We start from the raw sequence: 21,313 nt of genomic DNA on the forward strand, positions 1-21,313 counted from the left end.
CCATGTGGCCAGGAGAGCAGCCGCCCGGGGGCGCGCAGAACCCGCAGAACAACCCGTACCAGCAGCCGGGTTACCAGCAGCCGAATCCGTACCAGCAGCCCGGCTACCAGCAGTACCCGCAGGCGAACCCGTACGGGCAGCAGCCGCAGTGGGGACAGCCGGCGCCCGCCGGCACACCCCAGCCGCAGCCCCCGCAGGGCGGCGGCGGTGGCGGCCGCACCAAGCTGATCGCGATCATCGCGGCGACCGCCGTCGTCGTCGCCGCCGGCGTGACCGGATTCCTGGTCCTCGGGGGCTCGAAGGACGACGAGGCCGGCGACGGCAAGGACAAGCGGAAGACCAGCCAGTCGCCGGCGCCCCGCCCCTCGCAGTCCTCGTCCGCGCCGGAGGACGACCCGCGCGGCGGCGCGGGCGAGAAGGCCACCGTCGCGGGGTGGAAGGTCGTCGTCAACCCCAAGTTCGGCACGGCCTTCGACGTCCCGGCGGACTGGGAACTCCAGTCCACGGACGTCTCGTTCTTCATGGAGGACCACGCCGACAACGACAAGCTGATCACCTCCGTGTCCGCGCCGGCCTCGTACAAGTCGAAGTGGTGCACGGACGACAGCGACAAGGACGGCAAGACCGAGGACTCCGCGCTGGCGGTCGCCGGCACCCGCGGCGAGAGCGGCGCCAAGAGCGCCGAGCAGGCCGCGGTCACCCGGGTGCCCTGGTACGTCTACGGCGGGTACACCCAGCCGGACAAGAAGAGCATCACCTTCGACAAGAAGGCCACGCCGTACAAGACCGCGTCGGGTGTCGAGGGCGCCTACGCGTGGGCCCGTTCCAGCGGCACCCCCCAGAAGGGCAAGTGCGCGAGCGACGGCAAGGCGCTGTCGTTCGCCTTCAAGAACTCGGCGGACGACATCGTCTCGTTCGACTTCTACGGCGCCAAGGGCGTGAAGGGCGAGGTCGACACCGCGACGATCATGAAGATTCTCAGCACCGTGCGGCTGCACGGCGATCCGACGGGGGGCTGAGCGGCCGGCCGGACCGGGGCCGCCCGCGGGGGCGGCAATCCGCTTGGCAAGCCGGGTGGCGAGCGGTGATAGTCACCCGGTGACCTCCACCGCCGGCGACCGCCCTACCCGCCCCCGCGGACCCGCCTGGGCGGGCCGCAACTACTCGCTGCTGACCACGGCGGCCATCGTGACCGGTCTGGGCGCGAACGGCTCGCTGATCGCCGCCGCGTTCGCGGTGCTGGACGCGGGCGGGGACGGCGGCGACGTCGGTCTGGTGGCCGCGTCCCGGACCCTGCCGCTGGTGGTGTTCCTGCTCATCGGCGGCGCGGTCGCGGACCGGCTGCCCCGGCACCGGGTGATGGTCGCCGCCAACGGTCTCAACTGCCTCTCCCAGGCGGTCTTCGCGGCACTGGTGCTCACCGGCGAGCCCCGGCTGTGGCAGATGATGCTGCTGACCGCGCTCGGCGGCACCGGGCAGGCGTTCTTCAGCCCGGCGGCCGAGGGCATGCTGATGTCTTCCGTGGAGGGGGACCAGGCGGGCCGGGCGTTCGCCCTCTTCCGCATGGCCACCCAGGGTGCGGCCCTGGGCGGCGCGGCCCTGGGCGGCGCCCTGGTCGCGGCCGTCGGCCCCGGCTGGGTCCTCGCCGTCGACGCGGCGGCCTTCGCCCTCGCCGGAGCGCTGCGCGCCTTCCTCGACGTCGGTCACATCCGGCCGCGCGCGCCGGGCGGCGGCCTGCTCGCCGATCTCCGCGAGGGCTGGCGGGAGTTCACCGGGCGGCCCTGGCTGTGGGGCATCGTCGTGCAGTTCTCGATCGCCAACGCGGTCGTCGCCGCGGCCGACGCCGTCTACGGCCCGCTGGTCGCCCGCGACAGCCTGGGCGGGGCGGGCCCCTGGGGTCTCGCGCTGGCCGCGTTCGGCGCGGGCACGGTGGCCGGCGCCCTGCTGATGACCCGCTGGAGACCGCGCCGCCTGCTGCTGGCGGGCACGCTGTGCGTGTTCCCGCTGGCCCTGCCCTCGGCCGCGCTGGCCGTACCGGTGCCGGTGGGCGTCCTGTACGCGGTCATGTTCGTCGCGGGCGCGACGGTGGAGGTGTTCGGCGTCTCCTGGATGACCGCGCTGCACCAGGAGATCCCCGAGGACAAGCTGTCCCGGGTCTCGGCGTACGACTGGTTCGGCTCGGTGTCCCTGGTGCCGCTGGCCACCGCGCTGGCCGGCCCGGCGGAGGCGGCCTTCGGCCGTACCGGCTCGCTGTGGGGCTGCGCGGCACTGGTCGTGCTGGTCACCGCTCTGGTCCTGCTGGTCCCGGACGTCCGCACGCTGACCCGGCGCACCGGACGGACGAGCGTCCCCCGGCTTCCCTCAGCCGATGCCGAAAGCCCCGTCGGGGGGCTCGGGTGAGGCGACGGCGTCGGCGTCCCGGACCGGCCGCGCCCCACCGGTGAAGTCCCGCAGCGCCGCCCCGTGTTCGACGCGGGCCGGGAACGCGTCGGCGGCGGCGCGACGGGCCAGGCCGGCCGTGTCGAAGGGCCGGTGCGAGGCCACCAGGACCGCGTTGCCGAACCGCCGGCCGCGCAGCACTCCCGGCTCGGCGACCAGCGCCAGCTCCTCGAACACGGCCGCGAAGGTGGCCAGTTGGGACCGGAGGAAGCCGAAGGGCGCCCCGTCGGCCAGGTTGGCCAGATAGACGCCGCCGGCCCGCAGCACCCGCTCGGCCTCGCGGGCGTAGGCGAGCGAGGTGAGATGGGCCGGGACCCGCGAGCCGCCGAAGACGTCGGCGACGATCACGTCGGCCGAGTCGTCCGGCGCGGCTTCGAGCCAGGCCCGCGCGTCGGCGGCGTGCACCGCGATCCCCGACCCCTCGGGCAGCGGCAGCCGCTCGGCGATCAGGTCCAGCAGCCCCCGGTCGGCCTCCACGACGTGCTGCCGGGAGCCGGGCCGGGTGGCGGCGAGGTACCGGGGCAGCGTGAGCGCTCCCCCGCCGAGGTGCACCACGTCCAGCGGACGCCCGGGCCCGTCCACCAGGTCGAGGGCGAACCCGAGCCGGCGCGCGTACTCGAACTCCAGGTGGCCGGGCTCGTCGAGGTCGACGTACGACTGCGGCGCCCCGTCGACGGTGAGCAGCCAGGCCCGCTCCCGGTCGACGTCGGGCATCAGCTTCGCGGTGCCGTGGTCGACGGTCCGGGTCACGGGTATGGCTTCACTCACGCCACCATTGTCACCGCCGCGTGGGCGGCGCCGGACGCGGGGCGCCGCCGCGGGGCCCGCGGGGCACCGCGCGGCCGGCGACGGCCGCTCCGCAGGGACCGCGGGGCGCCGCGCGGCCGGCGACGGCCGCCGCGCGGGCCCCGCGCCCCCGTCACCGGGAGCCGACGGACAGGACCGTCCCGGCGCCCACGGTCCGGCCGCCCTCGCGGACGGCGAACCCGAGCCCCGGCTCGAGCGGCACCTCCCGACCCAGCTCCACGGTCATCTCGACCGTCTCACCGGGCCGGGCGACCGCCGTCTCGCCGAGGTCGACGTCCCCGACCACGTCGGCGGTGCGGATGTAGAACTGCGGCCGGTATCCCGTCGACAGCGGGGTCGCGCGGCCGCCCTCGCGCGCCGACAGCACGTACACCCGCGCCACGAAGGTGCGCGCCGGCGCCACGCTGCCCGGCGCCGCCACGACGTGCCCGCGCCGCACCGCGTCCCGGGGCACACCGCGCAGCAGCAGGGCCACGTTGTCCCCGGCCTGCGCCTCCCCCATCGGCCTGCCGAACGTCTCAAGACCGGTGACCACGCTCTCCACGTCCGCGCCGAGCACCGCCACCCGGTCCCCCGGACGGACGGTCCCGCGCTCGACGGCCCCGGTGACGACCGTGCCCCGGCCGGTGATGGTGAGCACGTTCTCCACCGGCAGCAGGAACGGCGCGTCCAGGTAGCGCTCGGGCATCGGGACGTAGGTGTCCACCGCGTCGAGCAGCGCCTCCACGGACGCCGTCCAGCGCGGGTCGCCCTCGAGGGCCCGGAGCCCCGAGACCCGTACGACGGGCACCGAGTCGCCCGGGTAGCCCTGCGCGCTGAGCAGGTCGCGGACCTCCAGCTCGACCAGGTCGGTGAACTCCTCGTCGCCGGCGTCGGCCTTGTTGAGGGCGACGACGATGTGGTCGACGCCCACCTGCCGGGCCAGCAGCACGTGTTCGGCCGTCTGCGGCATGATCCCGTCGAGCGCGGAGACGACGAGGATCGCCCCGTCGAGCTGCGCGGCGCCGGTGACCATGTTCTTGACGTAGTCGGCGTGACCCGGCATGTCGACGTGGGCGTAGTGCCGGGTGTCGGTCTCGTACTCGACGTGCGCGATGTTGATGGTGATGCCGCGGGCGGCCTCCTCCGGGGCGCGGTCGATGCGGTCGAAGGGGACGAACGTCCCGGTGCCGCGCTCGGCGAGGACCTTGGTGATGGCGGCGGTCAGGGTGGTCTTGCCGTGGTCGACGTGGCCCATCGTGCCGATGTTGAGGTGCGGCTTGGTGCGCACGTACGCCGTCTTGGACATGGCTGTACCTCGAAGCCTCTCAGCCGTAAGGGAGTTCGGGACCCCGAGGAACTCGCCGACCCTCCCCCTGCGGGGTCCGCCGGTCGATCCGGAGAGGGTCAGCTTCGGGCGCCGTCGGCAGCGGCCACGAGGAAGGGGACGGCAGCCTTCGGCGCATCCGCGACGGCGGATGCTGCGAGGAGGAAGGCGTACCGGGACATGTCGACGATCATCGCCGACGATTTGTCCGGCGTCGAATGGTTTTCGGGTTGCCCGGCGTCGGATGGTTTCGCGGGCCGTGCTCCGCCGGGCCGCGCCGGCGCGCGTCGCGTGCCGTCAGGGCCCGATGTTCTTCAGCGCCTCACGGACCGTCAGCGGGGCGAACCGGCCCCGCTCCCGCGCCAGGAACTCCCGTACGGCCCCCGGATCGGTCCTGGCGTACTCGCGCAGCGCCCACCCGATGGCCTTGCGGATGAAGAAGTCGGGGTGCCCGGACTGCAGCAGGCAGTAGGCGAACAGCCGGCCGGTGTCGGTGCGTTCCTTGTACCGGAGTTGGTGCAGCAGGGCCGCGCGCGCCTCCCAGAGGTCGGCGTCGGCGATCCAGGCGTCCATGTCGGCGGTGAGCGCCGGGTCGGCCGCGACCAGCGCGCCGACGAGGTGCGCGGCGAGCGCGTCGACGGTGTCCCACCACGGCACGGTGGTGACCAGGTGCCGGGCCACGGGCAGGAACGCGGAGGAGCAGCGGGCCGCGTGCCGGCGCAGGTAGTCCACCGCGAAGTAGTGGTACTCGCGTTCGGGCAGCCGCCAGCAGCGCAGGGCGATCGCGGCGCAGTCGGCCTCGCCGGGGCGCGGGACGCCGGCCAGGACGGTGCGGGACAGCGCGCGGCGGGCCGGGGTGGGGATGCCGAGGAAGGGCGCCACGTCCTTCATGTACGCCCGCATCGCCGCCGCCCGCGCGGGGTCGGCCGCGGGGGCGTACACGGCGGTCAGCCGCTCCAGGACGGCGTCGGCGAGGGCGCTGCGCGGCACGTGCGGAGGGGCGGGGGACGCGGCGGTCATGGGCCGAACGATACGGCGGCCCCGGCAACCCGGGCAGGGAGGAGGAGGCGGATACCTGGAGACGCGGCCGGGCGGTCGGCGGGTTGCGCCACTCGGCCGTCCCGCCGCCGGTGAGACGGACCATACGGCGATCACATGTGTTCGTCGGTTACTGTCACCGGATGCTCGATGCCACCAACCGCTCTGGGGGCACCGCCCTGGCCTCTCCCCCGGCCGCCGCCACGGAGCTCGCCGTTCCCCCGGCGACCGCACCGTCCCTGCCCCGCGCGGGGTTCGCCGTCCGCTGCACCCGCGTGCTGCTGTCGCCGTACGCCCGTCTGTCCCTGCTGCTGGTGCTGCTCGCGGGCGCCGCGGCGGGGGTGCTGGCCTTCGAGCCGCAGCGGCTGCTGACGCACGGCTGGCCGCCGCAGCTCGGCGGGGCCGCCGCGGCCGTGGTGTTCGCGGCGGCGTACGGGCTGTGCACGGTGGCGTTCGTGCCGAGACCGCTGCTGAACCTGGCGGCGGGCGCCCTGTTCGGCTCCGAACTGGGGGTGGCGGCGGCGCTGGCGGGTACGGTGCTGGGGGCCGGGCTGGCCTTCGGGCTCGGCCGGGTGCTCGGGCAGGAGGCGCTGCGGCCGCTGCTGCGGGGGCGCTGGCTGAAGGCCGCCGACGGACAGCTCAGCCGGCACGGCTTCAGGTCCATGATGGTGGCCCGGCTCTTCCCGGGCGTGCCCTTCTGGGCGGCGAACTACTGCGCCGCCGTCTCCCGGATGGGCTGGCTGCCGTTCCTGCTGGCGACGGCGCTCGGCTCGATCCCGAACACCGCCGCCTACGCGGTGGCCGGCGCCCGTGCCTCGGCGCCGACCTCCCCCGCCTTCCTGATCGCGATGGCCTGCATCGCCGTACCGGCCCTTGCGGGCACGGTGGTGGCCTGGCGCAAGCGCCACCAGCTGCGGGCCGGTTGAGCCGCGGCGGGGGCCGGACCCGTCAGACGCCTTCCAGGATCATGGCGTTGGCGAGGCCGCCCGCCTCGCACATGGTCTGCAGGGCGTAGCGGGCGCCGCGCTCGCGCATGGCGTGGACCAGGGTGGTGGTGAGCCGGGTGCCGCTGGCGCCGAGCGGGTGGCCGAGGGCGATGGCGCCGCCGTGCACGTTGACCCGGGCCGGGTCGGCGCCCGTCTCCTGCTGCCAGGCCAGGACCACGCTCGCGAAGGCCTCGTTGACCTCGAACAGGTCGATGTCGTCCAGGCCGAGCCCGGCGCGGCGCAGCACCTTCTCGGTCGCCGGGAGCACGCCGGTGAGCATCAGCAGCGGGTCGGATCCGGTGACGGCGAAGCTGTGCAGCCGGGCGAGCGGGCGCAGGCCGAGGCGGGCGGCCGTCTCGCTGGAGGTGATCAGCACGGCCGAGGCGCCGTCGTTCAGGGGGCTCGCGTTGCCCGCGGTGACGTTCCACTCGATCTGCGGGAAGCGCTCGGCGAAGCCGGCGTCGTAGTAGGCGGGCTTGAGACCGGCGAGGATCTCCGGGGTGCTGCCGGGCCGTACGCACTCGTCGCGGGACACGCCGTCCAGCGGCGCGACCTCGGCGTCGAACAGGCCCGCCTGCCACGCGGCGGCGGCCTTCCGGTGCGAGGAGACCGCGAACTCGTCCATCCGGGCCCGTGTGAGGGACCACTTGGCGGCGATGAGTTCGGCGCTGACGCCCTGCGGGACGAGGCCCTCCGGGTAGCGCTCGGCGACGCCCGGGCCGAACGGGTCCGCGCCGGCCGGCACGTTGGACCACATCGGCACCCGGCTCATCGACTCGACGCCGCAGGCGACGACCAGGTCGTACGCGCCGGAGATGACGCCCTGCGCGGCGAAGTGCACGGCCTGCTGGGAGGAGCCGCACTGGCGGTCCACCGTGGTCGCCGGGACCGCCTCGGGGAAGCCTGCCGCGAGGACGGCGTACCGGGTGGTGTTCATGGCCTGCTCGCCCACCTGGTCGACGGTGCCGCCGATCACGTCGTCGACGAGCGCGGGGTCGACGCCGGAGCGCTCGACCAGGGTGCGCAGCGTGTGGGCGAGGAGCTGGACGGGGTGGACGTGGGCGAGGGAGCCGTTCGGCCTGCCCTTGCCGATGGGGGTGCGTACGGCTTCGACGATGACTGCGTCGCGCATGGTGCGGGCCTCCCGCGTGCCTGAGCGTTCGCACGCTCGACTACTGGTGAGTAGGAAATCCGAACCCACCATAGCCGGGTGAGTTGGAAAATCAAACCCTCACCTAGACTGGTCCGCATGGCCGCCACGAAGGACCCGCGCCCCTGCTCCATCGCCGACGCCCTGGCGCTGGTCGGCGAGAAGTACTCGCTGCTCGTGCTCCGGGAGGTGTGCCTGGGCAACGGGCGCTTCGACCAGCTGGTGCGCAACATCGGCGCGCCCCGCGACATCCTGGCCACCCGGCTGCGCCGGCTCGTGGACGCGGGGATCCTCGTCAAGCGCGCCTACAGCGAGCGCCCGCAGCGCTTCGAGTACCGGCCGACGCAGGCGGGGCTGGAGCTGGAACCGGTCCTGATGACCCTCAAGGAGTGGGGTGACCGCCACTTGCGCGGCGGCGTCGACCTGCCCATGGTCGTCGAGCACCGCTGCGGCAGCGAACTGGTCCCCCAGGTGACCTGCCGGGCCTGCGGCGACCCGGTACGGCACGAGGACCTGACGGCCCGTCCGCAGTCCCCCGGCTGGACCGTCGCCGGACCGGCCACGGCCTGAACCGCACGGGCCGGGCGCGGCCCGAACGCCTGCCGAACCCCTGTGCCCGGCCCGTCACCCGCGCCCGCTACGCTGCCCTCGTCGCATGATCACCTCGTATCCCCTTCAGCGCTTGGACGCCTCACCTCCATGTCTTGGTTTGAATCCCTCGTCCTCGGACTCGTCCAGGGGCTGACCGAGTTCCTGCCCGTCTCCTCCAGCGCGCACCTGCGGCTGACCGCGGCCTTCTCGGGCTGGGAGGACCCCGGGGCGGCCTTCACGGCGATCACGCAGATCGGCACGGAGGCGGCGGTGCTGATCTACTTCCGCAAGGACATCGGCCGGATCCTCTCCGCCTGGTTCCGGTCGCTGTTCGACAAGGCGATGCGGCGGGACCACGACGCCCAGATGGGCTGGCTGGTGATCGTCGGCTCGATCCCGATCGGGCTGCTCGGCGTGACGCTGAAGGACCAGATCGAGGGTCCGTTCCGCGATCTGCGGATCACCGCGACGATGCTCATCGTCGTCGGCGTGGTCATAGGCATAGCCGACCGCCTGGCGGCCCGGGACGAAAGCGGCGGCCGGCACCGGGCGCCCAAGCAGCGCAAGACCCTGGAGAGCCTCGGCGTCAAGGACGGCCTGATCTTCGGCCTCTGCCAGGCCTGCGCCCTCATCCCCGGCGTCTCCCGCTCCGGCGCCACCATCAGCGGCGGCCTGTTCATGGGCTACCGGCGTGAGGCGGCGGCCCGCTACTCCTTCCTGCTGGCCATCCCGGCGGTGCTGGCGTCCGGCGTGTTCGAGGTGAAGGACTCGGTGGGCGGCGGAGAAGTCGCCTGGGGCCCCACCCTGTTCGCGACGGTGATCGCGTTCGCGTCCGGCTACGCGGTGATCGCCTGGTTCATGAAGTGGATTTCCAGCAAGAGCTTCATGCCGTTCGTCTGGTACCGCGTGGCCCTCGGCATCGTCATCATCGCGCTGGTGACGGCGGGTGTGCTCAGCCCGCACGCGGCCGAATCCGCGAGCTGAGCCACGCCGGGCACCGGCCAACCTGTGTGGCGTGAGTAGCCGATCGGTAGCGCAGCGTCAGTGTTTGCCCCTAGGCTGGGCCGCATGTCCCCCGATTTCGAGCCCCGTGGTTCCGTGCGCTCCGCCGCCGAGCTGAACGAGCGGATCCGGGCGCTCTGGCTGCGCGCGGGCGGCACCCTGTCGCCCCAGGAGCGCGCGGAGTACGAGCTGTTGGTGGTCGAGTGGGCGCACGCCGTCCGCGGCCGTGTCATCGAGGCGGCCTGAGGCGGGAGTTCACAACGGGAGCGGGCCCGCGCCGGACCGGTATGTTCTGCGGATGCGAAGGCCGGCGGAGATCGAGGACCTGTCCGGGCCGGTGCGCGAGGCGCTCGGACCGGGTTGCCGCGCGGTCGCGGTGGAGCGGCTGCGCGGCGGCAGCAGGAAGGGCGTGTACCGGGTCCGGGTCGACGACGCACCGGTGACCCGGGTGATCGTCTACCGCTGGGCCGGGGCGGAGGACTTCTGGCCCGCCCGGACCGATGCCGGCCCGGGCGACCCGTTCGCGCCGGCCTCCGGACTGGCCCCGTTCCTGGCCGCCCGGCAGACCCTGGACGGCCTGGGGGTACGGGTTCCCCGGGTGTTCCTGGCGGACGGCGGACGGCGGCGGTACGCGGCGGACGTGGCCGTGGTCGAGGACGTCTCCGAGGACACCCTCGAAGCGCTCTTCGAGTCCGACCCCGTCCGCGCTGCGGCCGCCCTGGAGGACCTGGCGGCGGCGACGGACGCCATGCACCGGCACCTCGCCCCGCAGTACGGCCGGGTGGACCTGCTGCGGGCCGGCGGCACCGCGGCCGGGGTCCCGTGCGAACGGCTGGTCCTCGACCGCGCCCTGTCCGATCTCGCGGAGGCCGCGGGCCGTGACGGCCGGATCGCCACGGTGCAGGACCGCCTGCGCGACCGTCTCCACCACCTGGCCGCGCTGGTGCCCCCACGCGCCGAGTACGGGCTGATCCACGGCGAACTGGGACCCGACCACGTCATGGTCGACGCCGACGGCCGCGCGGTGCTGATCGACATCGAGGGCCTCATGCACTTCGACGTCGAATGGGAGCACGTCTTCCTCCGGCTCCGCTTCGGCGAGCGCTACCCCGTGCTGTCCCGCCCCGGCCTCGACCCCCGGCGGACGGACCTCTACGCACTCGCCATGCACCTGTCCCTGGTCGCCGGCCCGCTGCGGCTGCTCGACGGCGACTTCCCCGGCCGGGCCGCCATGGCGGCGATCGCCGAGCACAATCTGTCCGAGGCCCTGGCCCTCCTGCCCTGAGCGCCGCGCCCGCGGGACCCCTGACGCGTCCCGCGGGCGGACACGCGCACCACCGTTGCGGCCCGTCCCCTTGGCACCGGGCCTCAACTTGCCCAACACTGTGCCGATGACGCAGCGTGTGGAGCTCGCGACCGTGATGGACCGGCTGGCCGTGGACGAGACGGTCACCGAGTACGCGGTGGCGATGGACGACGGGGACTGGACCGCCTACCGGGAGCTGTTCACGGCGGACGGGCGGGCCGACTACCGCTCCGCCGGCGGCATCGAGGGCGAGGCCGGCCGGGTGGCCGGGTGGCTCGCGGGGAGCCTGGAGCCGTTCGGGATGCGCCAGCACCTGATCGTCAACCGCCGGGTGCGGTTCGCCGTCCACGAGCACGACACCGGGGACACCGCCCGGGTGCGGGCCGACTACGTCAGCCCGCTGCGCCTGGCCGGCGACGACGGCTCCGGCGCGCCCGACCTGGTGTGCGGCGGCCGGTACGACTTCGCGCTGCTGCGCACGCCGGACGGCTGGCGGCTGAGCCGGGTCGTGGCGCACGAGAAGTGGCGCCGGACGTCCGGGCGCGGCACGGCGGCCGGTTCCGGGTGAGCCGCGGGGCGCCCCGGCGCCCCCTGTCGGAGATCGCTTCCGGCGCGCACACTGGAGGCAGCGCTGGGTAGGGAGACTCCCTATGAGGACGATCGACCACTGGCTCACCTCCCCCTGGCGGCGCTCCGGCGTCGCCGCCCTGGCGGGCGCCGTGCCCGTGTTCGCGTTCCCGGCGCCCGCGTTGTGGTGGCTGGCGTACCTGGCCCTGGTGCCCTGGATCCTGCTGGCGCGCTGCGCGCCGACCGCGCGGCGGGCGGCGTACGACGGCTGGTGCGGCGGCTTCGGGTTCATGGTGGCCGTGCACCACTGGCTGCTGCCGAGCCTGCACGTGTTCATCTTCCTGATAGCCGCGCTGATGGGCGCGCTCTGGGCGCCCTGGGGCTGGCTGGTCCGCCGGTTCCTCGGCGGCGTCCCGTCACCGGGGCGGGGCGCGGCCGCGCTGCTGGTGCTGCCCTCGGCGTGGCTGACGGTGGAGCTGGTCCGCTCCTGGCAGGGACTCGGCGGCCCCTGGGGGATGCTCGGCTCCAGCCAGTGGCAGGTGGAACCGGCGCTGCGGCTGGCCTCGGTCGGCGGGGTGTGGCTGCTCAGCTTCCTGGTGGTGGCCGTCAACGTGGCGGTCGCGGTAGTGGTGTCGGTGCGCGAGTCGCGGCTGCCGGCGGTGGCCTCACTGGTGGCCACCGCCGCGGCGACCTCGGCCGCCTGGGCCTGGGCGCCCAGCCCGGACGTCGACGGCGGGGTGCGGATAGCCGTCGTGCAGCCCGGTGTCGTCGGCGGGCAGGACAGCGCGCAGAAGCGCTTCGACCGCGAGGAACGGCTCACCGAGCGGCTCGCCGGACAGGGCGTCGACCTGGTGGTGTGGGGCGAGAGCAGCGTCGGCTTCGACCTGAACGGCCGGCCCGACCTGGCCCGGCGGATCGCCGCGCTGTCCCGGCGGACCGGCGCCGACCTGCTGGTCAACGTGGACGCCCGGCGCTCCGACCGGCCCGGCATCTACAAGAGTTCGGTGCTGGTCGGAGCGAACGGCCCGACGGGCGAGCGCTACGACAAGATGCGACTCATCCCCTTCGGCGAGTACATCCCGGCCCGCTCGCTGCTGGGCTGGGCCACCTCGGTGGGCAGGGCGGCCGGCGAGGACCGGCGGCGCGGCACCGAGCAGGTGGTGATGAACGCCGGGCACGGGCTGCGGATCGGCCCGCTGATCTGCTTCGAGACTGCCTTCCCCGACATGAGCCGCAGGCTGGCCGCGGACGGCGCGGACGTGCTGCTCGGCCAGTCCTCCACCTCGACCTTCCAGGGGAGCTGGGCCCCGGAGCAGCACGCCTCGCTGGCCGCGCTGCGGGCCGCGGAGACCGGCCGCCCCATGGTCCACTCGACGCTGACCGGTGTCTCCGCCGTGTACGGCCCGGACGGCCGGCGCCTCGGCCCCTGGCTCGGCACCGACGCGAGCACCACCCACGTCTACGAGGTGCCGCTGGCCCACGGGATCACGCCGTACGTCCGCTACGGCGACTGGCCGGTGCACGGCGCGCTGCTGATCCTGGCGGCGCTGTGCGTCGGCGAGGGCGTGCGGGCGCTCAGGCTGCGGCGGACCGGTCCAGAACCGCTCGTACCACGCGCTCGCACAGCTCATGGGTCGCCAGTGCGTCACGGGCGCTGAGCACCTTGCGGGCCCGCACCGCGTCGAGGAAGCCGAGCACCGCCTGCTCTATGCCGCGCTGCCGCGCCACCGGCACCCAGTCGCCGCGCCGGCGCACCGTCGGCTGCCCCCGGTGGTCGATCACCTCGGCCAGGTTGAGCACCTGGCGCCGGGTGTCCTGCCCGGAGACCTCGAGTACCTCCTCGGCCGAGCCGCTGAGCCGGTTCATCACCCCGAGCGCGGTGAAGCCGTCCCCGGCGAGCTGGAGCACGACGTGGTGCAGCAGACCGCCCTCGACGCGGGCCCGCACGGTCACGTCGTCGACCACGCCCGGCACCAGGAAGCGCAGCGTGTCGACGACGTGGATGAAGTCGTCGAGGACCAGGGAGCGCGGTTCCTCGGGCAGCCCGATCCGGTTCTTCTGCATGAGGATCAGCTCGCGCGGGTGGTCGAGGCACTGCGCGTAGGCCGGGGCGTGGCGGCGGTTGAACCCGACGGCGAGCGACACGTTCCGCCGCTCGGCGAGCGCCACCAGCCGCTCGGAGTCGGCGAGTTCGTAGGCGAGCGGCTTGTCCACGTAGGTGGGCACGCCCGCCTCCAGCAGCCGGGTGACGATGTCCGGGTGGACGGCGGTCGGCGCGTGCACGAAGGCCGCGTCCAGGTCCGCCGCGAGCAGGGCGTCCAGGGTGGCGTGGCGCCGGTCGTCCGGCAGGTGGAGCGAGTCGGCGACCCGGGCGAGGGTGGCGGGCGTCCGGGTCTGCAGGTGCAGTTCGACCCCCGGCTGCGTGCCCAGCACCGGCAGATAGGCCTTCTGCGCGATGTCCCCGAGTCCGATGCAGCCGACCCTCACGTGCTCTCCCCTACCGGTAGCCTGCGGATGCCCTGCGGGAAGCATACGGGGGCGGCCGGCCGGCGCCGCCCGGGCCCGTCCGCTCGCACGGGTCCGGTCCGCTCGCGCGGGTCCGGGGCTCCGGTCCGTGGGCGTCCGGCGGCGCCGCCGGCGACCGGGCGTCAGCCTCGGGGCGCCCGGGCCCTTCGTTCGGGGCACGAGATCACCCGTGCGGGGCATCAACCCCCCGTGCGCGGTACCGGCGCGGCTGTGGACCCAGCAGAGTTGCACGGGTGCATCGATCGACGACCACCGCAGCGCTCCTGGTCACCGTGGCCGTCTCGGCCCTCTCCGGCTGTGTCACGGTACAACGCCCGGTGACATCCGGCCCCCCGCCGGACACCGTGTCCTCACAGCGGACCGCTCCGCGTCCGGACGGCAGTGCCGTGCCGCGGGTGGTGCAGGCCCCGGTGCGGGAGGCACTGGAGATGGCCGGCCCGTCCCGGCGGCCGCGGCACGACGAGCCGGACGCCCGGCGCCCGACGTCCGCGGCGCCGCCGGCCACCCGCCGTCCGGCCGCCCCGCCCGCGCCCGTTCTGCCGCGCCAAGAGCCCCCGCGCCGGCCAGGCGGCGGCCTGCCGGGCGCGGCGCAGCCGCTGCCGCAGGCGCCGGACGTGTGCGCCCTCGGCAGGCAGTACGGCGGCTGGCGCGGCGGCAGCCCGGAGTCGGAGATCTGCGAGCAGACCTACGGTCACTGACCGCGGCGGCGGGCACCGGGCTAACCGGTGGGCCGCTGCCGGGGCGGTCCCCAGGAGTCGCCGGGGCCGCCGTCCTCACCGAGCCGCAGCTCCAGGCGGCTGATCGCCGCCCGTACCCCGTCGCCGTAGCCGTCGTCGGACAGCGAGCCGGCGGTGCGGCGGGCCCGGCCCAGATGGCTGCGGGCGGCCTCGGCCTGGCCCAGCCGGGCGTAGTCGGCGGCCAGGTTGAGGTGGAGGGACGGGATGAAGCCGCGGACGCTGACCGGGTCACCGGCGCCGCGGCCGTCCGCCAGCTCCTCGGCCGCCGACAACGCCCGCAGGTCCCATGCCAGTTCGTCGGCGGGGTCGTCCTGGGTGTCGGCCAGGTAGTGGGCCAGGGTGCAGCGGTGCAGCGGCGCGCCGTCCTCACCGATCTCCGCCCAGAGCTTCAGGAGGCGGCGGCGGGCCTCCTCGCGGTCGCCGCCGCGGTGCAGCATCACGACCTGGCCGATCCGCGTCAGCAGGGCGTCCGGCGCCTGCTCCTGTCGCTCCGCCACCGCGTCCTCCGGCCGTCGTCGGCTGTCGGGTCACCGTCCGCTCCGACGCTAACCGCAGGCACCGGCGATCCGGGGCAGGCGGCCCCGTACGACACGGGACGGCCCGCTGCCATTCGGGTCAGCCCAGGTCGGGGATCCGCCAGTCGATGGGCTCGTGCCCCTGTCCGGCCACGGCCTCGTTGATCTGGGTGAAGGGGCGGGAGCCGAAGAACTTCTTCGCCGACAGCGGTGAGGGGTGCGCGCCCTTCACCACCACGTGCCGGGTCTCGTCGATCAGCGGGAGCTTCTTCTGCGCGTAGTTGCCCCACAGCACGAAGACCGCCGGGTCGGGGCGGGAGGCCACCGCGCGGATCACCGCGTCCGTGAACTTCTCCCAGCCCTTGCCCTTGTGCGAGTTCGCCTCCCCGGCGCGGACGGTGAGCACCGCGTTGAGCAGCAGCACGCCCTGCTCGGCCCACGGCATCAGGTAGCCGTTGTCCGGGACGGGCAGGCCCAGCTCCTCCTGCATCTCCTTGTAGATGTTCCGCAGCGAGGGCGGGGTCCTCACACCGGGCCGGACAGAGAAGCACAGACCGTGGCCCTGGCCCTCGCCGTGGTACGGGTCCTGGCCGAGGACGAGCACCTTGACCTTGTCGTACGGCGTCGCGGCGAGGGCGGCGAAGACCTCCTCGCGCGGCGGGTAGACGGGGCCCTTCGCCCGCTCCTCCTCGACGAACTCGGTCAGCTCCTTGAAGTAGGGCTGCTGCAGTTCGTCACCCAGAACCCCGCGCCAGGACTCGGGCAGCATGGCGGTGTCGGTCACGTCAACGTCCTCACGATGTGCGGTCACTTCGGTTCTCAGAACCTACAGGCGACCACTGACAGCCGGGGCGGGCGGACCGTCACCAGCTCGTCTTGCGGTGCAGCTCCCACATCATCATGATCGTCGAGGGGTCGAGGGCGCGCTCGCCGCCCGAGATGTCCTCACTCGCCGCCACGTACTGCCGGCCCTGCCACAGCGGGATCAGCCGGGCGTCGTTCACCAAGATCTGCTGCGCGGCCTCCAGGTCCTTGACCACCTTGCCGCGCTCGCTCTGGGCGCGCGAGCGGGGCAGCAGCACGCTGGTGATCTGCTTGGAGTCGTACGGCGTGCCCAGGGCGTTGTGCTCGCCGACGAACGGGGCGATGAAGTTGTCCGCGTCGGGGAAGTCCGGGAACCAGCCGCGGCCGAACACCGGGTACTCGCCCTTCTGGTAGCCGACCACGTAGGTCTTCCAGGGGCGGCTCTTCAGGGTGACGCTGAACAGCCCGGAGGCGTCGAGCTGCCGCTTGAGCTCCTGGAACATCACGGCCGTCTCGGAGCCGTAGCGGTCGGTGGTGTACCAGAGGGTGAGCGGGACGCGCTGGGTGATGCCCGCGCCGGTGAGGATCTTGCGCGCCTTGGCCGTGCTGGGGTCGCCGAAGTCGTCGAAGTAGCTGGTGGTGTGGCCGGTCAGGCCCGCCGGGACCATCGAGTACAGCGGGACCACGGTGTCCTTGTAGACCTTGTGCGCGATCGCGCCCCGGTCGATGACCTGGGCGATGGCCTTGCGCACGGCGGGCTGCTTGGCCCACGGGTCCTTGGGGTTGAACACCAGGTAGCTGATGTCCGTGCCGGTGCCGTCCACGAGTTGCAGGTCGCTGGCGCCGGCCCGCTGCAGGGCGAGGATGTCGTCGGCGGCGAGGCCTCGGTAGGTGACGTCGATCTGCTTGTCGCGCAGTGCCTTTACCATGGTGGCCGAGTCCTGGTAGTACCGGATCGTCACCGCGTTGTTCTGCCGCTTGGCGAAGCCCTCGTAGTTGTCGTTGCGCGCCAGGACGGCCTGCTTGCCCTCCTCGTAGGACTGCAGCGTGTACGGGCCGGAGCCGAAGACCTTGTTGTCCTTGCGCAGCGAGTTCGCCGGGTAGTCGTCGGGGTCGACGATGGACATGGCCGGGGTGGCGAGCACGAACGGGAAGGTGGCGTCGGACTGGTTGAGGCGGAAGACCACCTCGTCGTCGCCGACCGCGTCCACGCGGTCCAGGCTGCCGAGCAGTCCGGCGGGGCCGCCGGGGGCGTCGATGGTGCGGATGCGGTTGATGGAGTGCTGGACGGCCTCGGCGTTCAGCGGGTCGCCGTCGGCGAACTTCATGCCAGGGCGCAGCTTGCAGCGGTAGGTGCGGCTGCCGGCGTCGGTGAAGGAGCAGCTCTGCGCGGCGTCCGGCTGCGGGGTGGTGGCGCCGTTCGGGTAGGCGAGGAGCGTCTGGTAGATGTTGCGGTACAGCTCCCAGGAGCCGTCCCACGCGCCCGCCGGGTCCAGGGTGCTGGGCGCGCTGGTGGTTCCGACGACGATCGGGCCCTTGCTGTCGGGATCGCCGTTGGAGAACAGACCGCAGCCGGCCACCAGGGATATGGACGCGATCGCCGCGACTCTCCGCAGGAATCGGTTCCGGTTGAACACGCGCACGCTCCTCGATCCGCCATGCCAAGGGTCGGCAGACCATACCGCAGCGTTCGGGTCCCTGAACCTCCCCTGAACCAGGCCTTCTTGATCGATTTTGCGATGACTACGTTGTCAGTCCGCTGTGCGTGCTTTGTGCGGCGTTTCGGGCGCCGTTCCGCTGGGAAACGGCGCCCGAAAAAGACGGCCGGCCGGTATCGGTCCGGTCAGCCGACGCCGGCGTTGAGGAAGAGGCCGCCGTCCACGACGAGCGTCTGACCGGTGACCCAGTCGGACTGCTCGGAGGTGAGGAACGCGGCGGCCCCGCCGATGTCGGAGGGGACGCCGAGCCGGCCGAGCGGGTAGGAGGCGGCCGCCTCCGCCTCGCGGCCCTCGTAGAGCGCCTGGGCGAACTTGGTCTTCACGACGGCCGGGGCGATCGCGTTGACCCGCACCCGGGGCGCGAACTCGTGCGCGAGCTGCTGGGTGAGGTTGATCATCGCGGCCTTGCTGACGCCGTAGGCGCCGATGAACGGCGAGGGCGCGAGGCCCGCGATCGAGGCGATGTTGACGATCGCGCCGCCGTTGTCCTTCTGCCAGGCGTGCCAGGTCTTCTGGGCGAAGCCGAGCGCCGAGATCACGTTGGTCTCGAACACCTTGCGGGCGACGTCCAGGTCGAGGTCGGCGATGGGCCCGAAGACGGGGTTGGTGCCGGCGTTGTTGACCACGAAGTCGAGGCGGCCGAAGGCCTCCATGGTCCGCTCGACGGCCTCGCTCTGGTGGGCGAGGTCGTGGGCCTTGCCGGCGACGCCGATGACCCGGTCGGCGCCGAGCCGTTCGACGGCCTCCTTCAGGGCGTCCTCGTTGCGCCCGGTGATGCAGACGCGGTCGCCGCGGGCGACCAGCGCCTCGGCGACGCCGTGGCCGATGCCGCGGCTCGCGCCGGTGACGAGGGCGACCTTGCCGGAGAGCTCCGGGAGTTCAGTCATGTCGGTGATTCCCCTGGCTTCCTAGTCGAGCGGTCCGCCGGCCACGTACAGCACCTGGCCGGAGACGAAGCCGGCCGCCTCGCCGGTGAAGAAGGCGATGGCGTTCGCGATGTCCTCGGGCTCGCCCACGCGCTGGACCGGGATCTGGGTGGCGGCGGCGGCCTTGAAGTCGTCGAAGCCCATGCCGACGCGGTCGGCGGTGGCCTTGGTCATCTCGGTGGCGATGAAGCCGGGGGCCACGGCGTTGGCGGTGATGCCGAACTTGCCCAGCTCGATGGCGAGGGTCTTGGTGAAGCCCTGCAGACCGGCCTTGGCGGCCGAGTAGTTGGCCTGGCCGCGGTTGCCGAGCGCGGAGGACGAGGAGAGGTTGACGACCCGGCCGAAGCCCGCGTCGACCATGTGCTTCTGGACGGCCTTGGTCATCAGGAACGAGCCGCGCAGGTGCACGTTCAGGACGGTGTCCCAGTCGGAGACGCTCATCTTGAACAGCAGGTTGTCGCGCAGCACGCCGGCGTTGTTGACCAGGATGGTCGGGGCGCCCAGCTCCTCGACGACCCGGGCGACGGCGGCCTCGACCTGCGCCTCGTCGGAGACGTCGGCGCCGACCGCGATCGCCCGGCCGCCGGCGGCGGTGATCTTCTCGACGGTGTCCTTGCAGGCGGCCTCGTCGAGGTCGATCACGGCGACCGCGCGACCCTCGGCGGCCAGCCGTACGGCGGTGGCGGCCCCGATGCCGCGCGCCGCGCCGGTGACTACCGCGACCCGCTGTTCAGTGGTGGACATTGCTGCTTCTCCTCGCCCTTGAGAGAACCCTGTGCGGCTCCAGGCGGAGCCGGCCGGTGCGGTGAGCGACCGCTTAGTACCTTCAGCACCCGCGACGCTAGAAGCCCTGGCACCCGGTGTCAACGGGACACCGGGCCGGTGTGATCCATTACCTCACCAGGAGGTCCAGCAGACGCTCGGTCTCGGCGTCCGGGTCGGCGGTGAGCCCGGTGTGCACGGGCCCCGGCTGCACCACGGTGGAACGCGGCGCGATCAGCCAGCGGAAGCGCCGCCCGGCGTCGTCGCCGGCCGCCTGCCCGGCCCCCTCGCCGCCGGCGCAGACCCGTTCCACCGCGCCGAGCGCGGCCCGCACGCCCGCCACGTCCGCCGCGGGGTCGAGGGCCAGCAGCCGGGCCTCGTCCAGGTGGGTGCGGGCGCCCACATAGGCCTGGGCGCGGCAGTAGACCACCACGCCCGCGTTGACGCACTCGCCGCGCTCGATCCGCGGCACGACCCGCAGCAGGGCGTACTCGAACACGTCCCGGTCACCGCCCTGGCCTGCCCGGGTGATGTGGCGCTCGGTCACATGACCGGCCATCTGGATGTGACGCTCGCTCACTTGCCCTCCTCGATACCGGTGATGCGCTCGGCGATGACGGCCGCCCGGGCGAGCAGCGGCCGTGCGTAGGCGGTCCGCAGCTCGTCCGGGGTGCCGAAGCCCGGCTCGCCGGCCAGCCAGGCGTCGGGGACCTCGGCGGTCACCTCGGCGAGGAGGTCCTCGGTGACCCTCGGGGCCAGCTCGGCCGCCGCGGCGGCGACGTCCGGCGCGAAGCGGGCGAGGGCGTGGTCGGCCGCGTCGTACGGACGGGCCGCGGAGGCCTCGGCGGAGGGCCAGTTGTGGTGCCAGATCATCGTGGCGCCGTGGTCGATGAGCCAGAGCTCGCCGCGGTGCACCAGGAGGTTGGGGTTGCGCCAGGACCGGTCGACGTTGTTGATCAGCGCGTCGAACCAGACGATCCGCCCCGCCTCCGCGGGGCTCACCGGGAAGGCGAGCGGGTCGTAGCCGAGGGCGCCGGAGAGGAAGTCCATGCCCAGGTTGGCGCCGCCGCTGGACCTGAGCAGGTCCTGCACCTGCTGCTCGGGCTCGCCGAGGCCGAGGACGGGGTCCAGTTCCACCGTGACCAGCCGGGGCATCCGGAAGCCGAGCCGGCGGGCGAGTTCGCCGCACACCACCTCGGCGACCAGGGTCTTGCGGCCCTGTCCGGCGCCGGTGAACTTCATGACGTAGGTGCCGAAGTCGTCGGCCTCGACGAGTCCCGGCAGCGAGCCGCCCTCACGCAAAGGGGTGATGTAGCGGGTCGCGGTGACTTCCTTGAGCATCGCCCCAGGTTACTGGGGCAGAAGCCGGTCCGGCCGGTGGCCGTACGGACGGTGCGCGGCCGTGGTGACGGCTTCCGGCGGTCCGGCCGTGGTTCCATGCCGGTCCGCCCTGTGTGCGGGGATCCGGGCGCCCGTCTGAACAGGCGGTCGCCCCGGACCGTACCCCTGGGCGGATCACGAGACGCTCCGCGGAAGGGAACCACCTCATGACCAGCGCATCGTTCAAGCCCGAAGCGGGACCGGCCCGCCGTACCGTCATGGCGGCGGCCGGAGCGGCCGGGCTCGCCGCCGCGCTGACCGCCTGCGGTTCGGGCGACGGCTCCTCGGACACCGCTGACACCGGGTCCACCCCGGGCACGACCGGGTTCACGCAGGGGAGCGCGTCCCCGGAGGCCGGCGAGGCGGCCGGCGGCACGGCCCTGGCCCGGACCTCGGACATCCCCGAGGGCGGCGGCAAGATCTTCAAGGACCAGGGCGTGGTGGTCACCCAGCCGACGGCCGGCACCTACAAGGCGTTCTCCGCCAAGTGCACCCACCAGGGGTGCGCGGTGTCCCGGATCTCGGACGGCGTGATCGTCTGCCCGTGTCACAACAGCCACTTCTCCGTCGCGGACGGCAGCGTGAAGCAGGGGCCCGCCACCCAGCCGCTTGCCGCGGAGAAGATCACCGTCTCGGGCGACGAGATCAAGCTGACCTGAGGCGCGCGGGAGCGGCCGGCGCACCCGTCCTGTTCCCTTTCCCGGCGTGATCCCGGAGGATCGCGCCGGGGGCGGGTTCCGCCGGTACGACGTG

Annotated in this window: 23 protein-coding genes; 11 read left to right on the forward strand and 12 right to left on the reverse strand. The window is 73.5% G+C overall.

What is annotated here, in order from left to right:
- Positions 1 to 2 precede the first annotated feature (2 nt).
- Both TNCT1_RS06645 and TNCT1_RS06650 read left to right on the forward strand, forming a co-directional pair.
- Entirely contained in the window at positions 3 to 1,019 is a 1,017-nt protein-coding gene (locus tag TNCT1_RS06645) for a hypothetical protein (protein ID WP_143629261.1), read from the forward strand.
- Between the two features lie 79 nt (positions 1,020 to 1,098).
- Entirely contained in the window at positions 1,099 to 2,400 is a 1,302-nt protein-coding gene (locus tag TNCT1_RS06650; protein WP_143629263.1) for an MFS transporter, read from the forward strand.
- Here TNCT1_RS06650 and TNCT1_RS06655 read toward each other — a convergent pair.
- The 3 genes from TNCT1_RS06655 to TNCT1_RS06665 form a co-directional block, all read right to left on the reverse strand.
- Positions 2,362 to 3,207, reverse strand: a complete 846-nt coding sequence (locus tag TNCT1_RS06655) for a spermidine synthase (RefSeq protein ID WP_143629264.1) — start codon at positions 3,205 to 3,207, stop codon at positions 2,362 to 2,364. The genes TNCT1_RS06650 and TNCT1_RS06655 overlap by 39 nt on opposite strands.
- Positions 3,208 to 3,358: 151 nt before the next feature.
- Positions 3,359 to 4,534, reverse strand: a complete 1,176-nt coding sequence (tuf, locus tag TNCT1_RS06660; protein WP_143629266.1) for an elongation factor Tu — start codon at positions 4,532 to 4,534, stop codon at positions 3,359 to 3,361.
- Between the two features lie 315 nt (positions 4,535 to 4,849).
- A complete protein-coding gene (locus tag TNCT1_RS06665; RefSeq protein ID WP_143629268.1) occupies positions 4,850 to 5,572 on the reverse strand; it encodes a DNA alkylation repair protein in 723 nt (240 codons plus the stop codon).
- 161 nt (positions 5,573 to 5,733) lie between these two features.
- Here TNCT1_RS06665 and TNCT1_RS06670 point away from each other — a divergent pair, with 161 nt between their 5' ends.
- On the forward strand, positions 5,734 to 6,516 hold the full coding sequence (locus tag TNCT1_RS06670) for a TVP38/TMEM64 family protein (protein ID WP_143629270.1): 783 nt from the start codon (positions 5,734 to 5,736) through the stop codon (positions 6,514 to 6,516).
- Positions 6,517 to 6,538: 22 nt separating this feature from the next.
- Here TNCT1_RS06670 and TNCT1_RS06675 read toward each other — a convergent pair whose 3' ends face one another.
- Positions 6,539 to 7,708 (reverse strand): thiolase family protein, encoded by a 1,170-nt coding sequence (locus TNCT1_RS06675; RefSeq protein ID WP_143629272.1) that lies wholly within the window; start codon positions 7,706 to 7,708, stop codon positions 6,539 to 6,541.
- A gap of 117 nt (positions 7,709 to 7,825) precedes the next feature.
- Between TNCT1_RS06675 and TNCT1_RS06680 the strand changes: the two genes are divergently transcribed.
- From TNCT1_RS06680 to lnt, 6 genes are all read left to right on the forward strand, one after another.
- Positions 7,826 to 8,296, forward strand: a complete 471-nt coding sequence (locus TNCT1_RS06680; RefSeq protein WP_143629274.1) for a helix-turn-helix domain-containing protein — start codon at positions 7,826 to 7,828, stop codon at positions 8,294 to 8,296.
- Between the two features lie 129 nt (positions 8,297 to 8,425).
- Positions 8,426 to 9,301, forward strand: a complete 876-nt coding sequence (locus TNCT1_RS06685; protein ID WP_143629276.1) for an undecaprenyl-diphosphate phosphatase — start codon at positions 8,426 to 8,428, stop codon at positions 9,299 to 9,301.
- Positions 9,302 to 9,385: 84 nt separating this feature from the next.
- A complete protein-coding gene (locus tag TNCT1_RS06690) occupies positions 9,386 to 9,565 on the forward strand; it encodes a hypothetical protein (protein ID WP_143629278.1) in 180 nt (59 codons plus the stop codon).
- Between the two features lie 52 nt (positions 9,566 to 9,617).
- Complete coding sequence (locus tag TNCT1_RS06695) at positions 9,618 to 10,604, forward strand: phosphotransferase (RefSeq protein WP_143629280.1); 987 nt, start codon at positions 9,618 to 9,620, stop codon at positions 10,602 to 10,604.
- 106 nt (positions 10,605 to 10,710) lie between these two features.
- Complete coding sequence (locus tag TNCT1_RS06700) at positions 10,711 to 11,193, forward strand: nuclear transport factor 2 family protein (RefSeq protein WP_174266175.1); 483 nt, start codon at positions 10,711 to 10,713, stop codon at positions 11,191 to 11,193.
- A gap of 82 nt (positions 11,194 to 11,275) precedes the next feature.
- A complete protein-coding gene (gene lnt, locus TNCT1_RS06705; RefSeq protein WP_143629282.1) occupies positions 11,276 to 12,850 on the forward strand; it encodes an apolipoprotein N-acyltransferase in 1,575 nt (524 codons plus the stop codon).
- Here lnt and TNCT1_RS06710 read toward each other — a convergent pair.
- The gene (locus TNCT1_RS06710) at positions 12,768 to 13,679 is read right to left on the reverse strand and encodes a Gfo/Idh/MocA family protein (protein ID WP_143629284.1); all 912 of its coding nucleotides are present in this window, start codon (positions 13,677 to 13,679) and stop codon (positions 12,768 to 12,770) included. The two genes, lnt and TNCT1_RS06710, sit on opposite strands and share 83 nt — an antisense overlap.
- Positions 13,680 to 14,113: 434 nt before the next feature.
- On the opposite strand from TNCT1_RS06710, the gene TNCT1_RS06715 reads away from it, so the two are divergent.
- Complete coding sequence (locus TNCT1_RS06715) at positions 14,114 to 14,416, forward strand: hypothetical protein (protein ID WP_308789270.1); 303 nt, start codon at positions 14,114 to 14,116, stop codon at positions 14,414 to 14,416.
- Positions 14,417 to 14,436: 20 nt separating this feature from the next.
- Here the strand turns inward: TNCT1_RS06715 and TNCT1_RS06720 are convergent, their stop codons facing one another.
- From TNCT1_RS06720 to TNCT1_RS06750, 7 genes are all read right to left on the reverse strand, one after another.
- A complete protein-coding gene (locus TNCT1_RS06720; protein WP_143629288.1) occupies positions 14,437 to 14,952 on the reverse strand; it encodes a tetratricopeptide repeat protein in 516 nt (171 codons plus the stop codon).
- Between the two features lie 118 nt (positions 14,953 to 15,070).
- Complete coding sequence (ung, locus tag TNCT1_RS06725) at positions 15,071 to 15,754, reverse strand: uracil-DNA glycosylase (protein ID WP_143629290.1); 684 nt, start codon at positions 15,752 to 15,754, stop codon at positions 15,071 to 15,073.
- Between the two features lie 79 nt (positions 15,755 to 15,833).
- The gene (locus TNCT1_RS06730; RefSeq protein ID WP_143629292.1) at positions 15,834 to 17,411 is read right to left on the reverse strand and encodes an ABC transporter substrate-binding protein; all 1,578 of its coding nucleotides are present in this window, start codon (positions 17,409 to 17,411) and stop codon (positions 15,834 to 15,836) included.
- A gap of 206 nt (positions 17,412 to 17,617) precedes the next feature.
- Positions 17,618 to 18,379 (reverse strand): SDR family oxidoreductase, encoded by a 762-nt coding sequence (locus TNCT1_RS06735; RefSeq protein ID WP_143629294.1) that lies wholly within the window; start codon positions 18,377 to 18,379, stop codon positions 17,618 to 17,620.
- A gap of 21 nt (positions 18,380 to 18,400) precedes the next feature.
- Complete coding sequence (fabG, locus tag TNCT1_RS06740) at positions 18,401 to 19,162, reverse strand: 3-oxoacyl-ACP reductase FabG (protein ID WP_143629296.1); 762 nt, start codon at positions 19,160 to 19,162, stop codon at positions 18,401 to 18,403.
- 148 nt (positions 19,163 to 19,310) lie between these two features.
- Entirely contained in the window at positions 19,311 to 19,760 is a 450-nt protein-coding gene (locus TNCT1_RS06745) for a DUF3037 domain-containing protein (RefSeq protein WP_143629298.1), read from the reverse strand.
- Positions 19,757 to 20,521 (reverse strand): HipA family kinase, encoded by a 765-nt coding sequence (locus TNCT1_RS06750; RefSeq protein ID WP_143629300.1) that lies wholly within the window; start codon positions 20,519 to 20,521, stop codon positions 19,757 to 19,759. Before TNCT1_RS06750 ends, TNCT1_RS06745 begins: the two co-directional genes overlap by 4 nt.
- Before the next feature lie 206 nt (positions 20,522 to 20,727).
- On the opposite strand from TNCT1_RS06750, the gene TNCT1_RS06755 reads away from it, so the two are divergent.
- Positions 20,728 to 21,219, forward strand: coding sequence for a Rieske (2Fe-2S) protein (locus tag TNCT1_RS06755; RefSeq protein ID WP_143629302.1), 492 nt, complete (start codon positions 20,728 to 20,730; stop codon positions 21,217 to 21,219).
- Positions 21,220 to 21,313: the final 94 nt, after the last annotated feature.

Source organism: Streptomyces sp. 1-11, assembly GCF_007176755.1.
Taxonomy (GTDB): Bacteria; Actinomycetota; Actinomycetes; order Streptomycetales; family Streptomycetaceae; genus Streptomyces.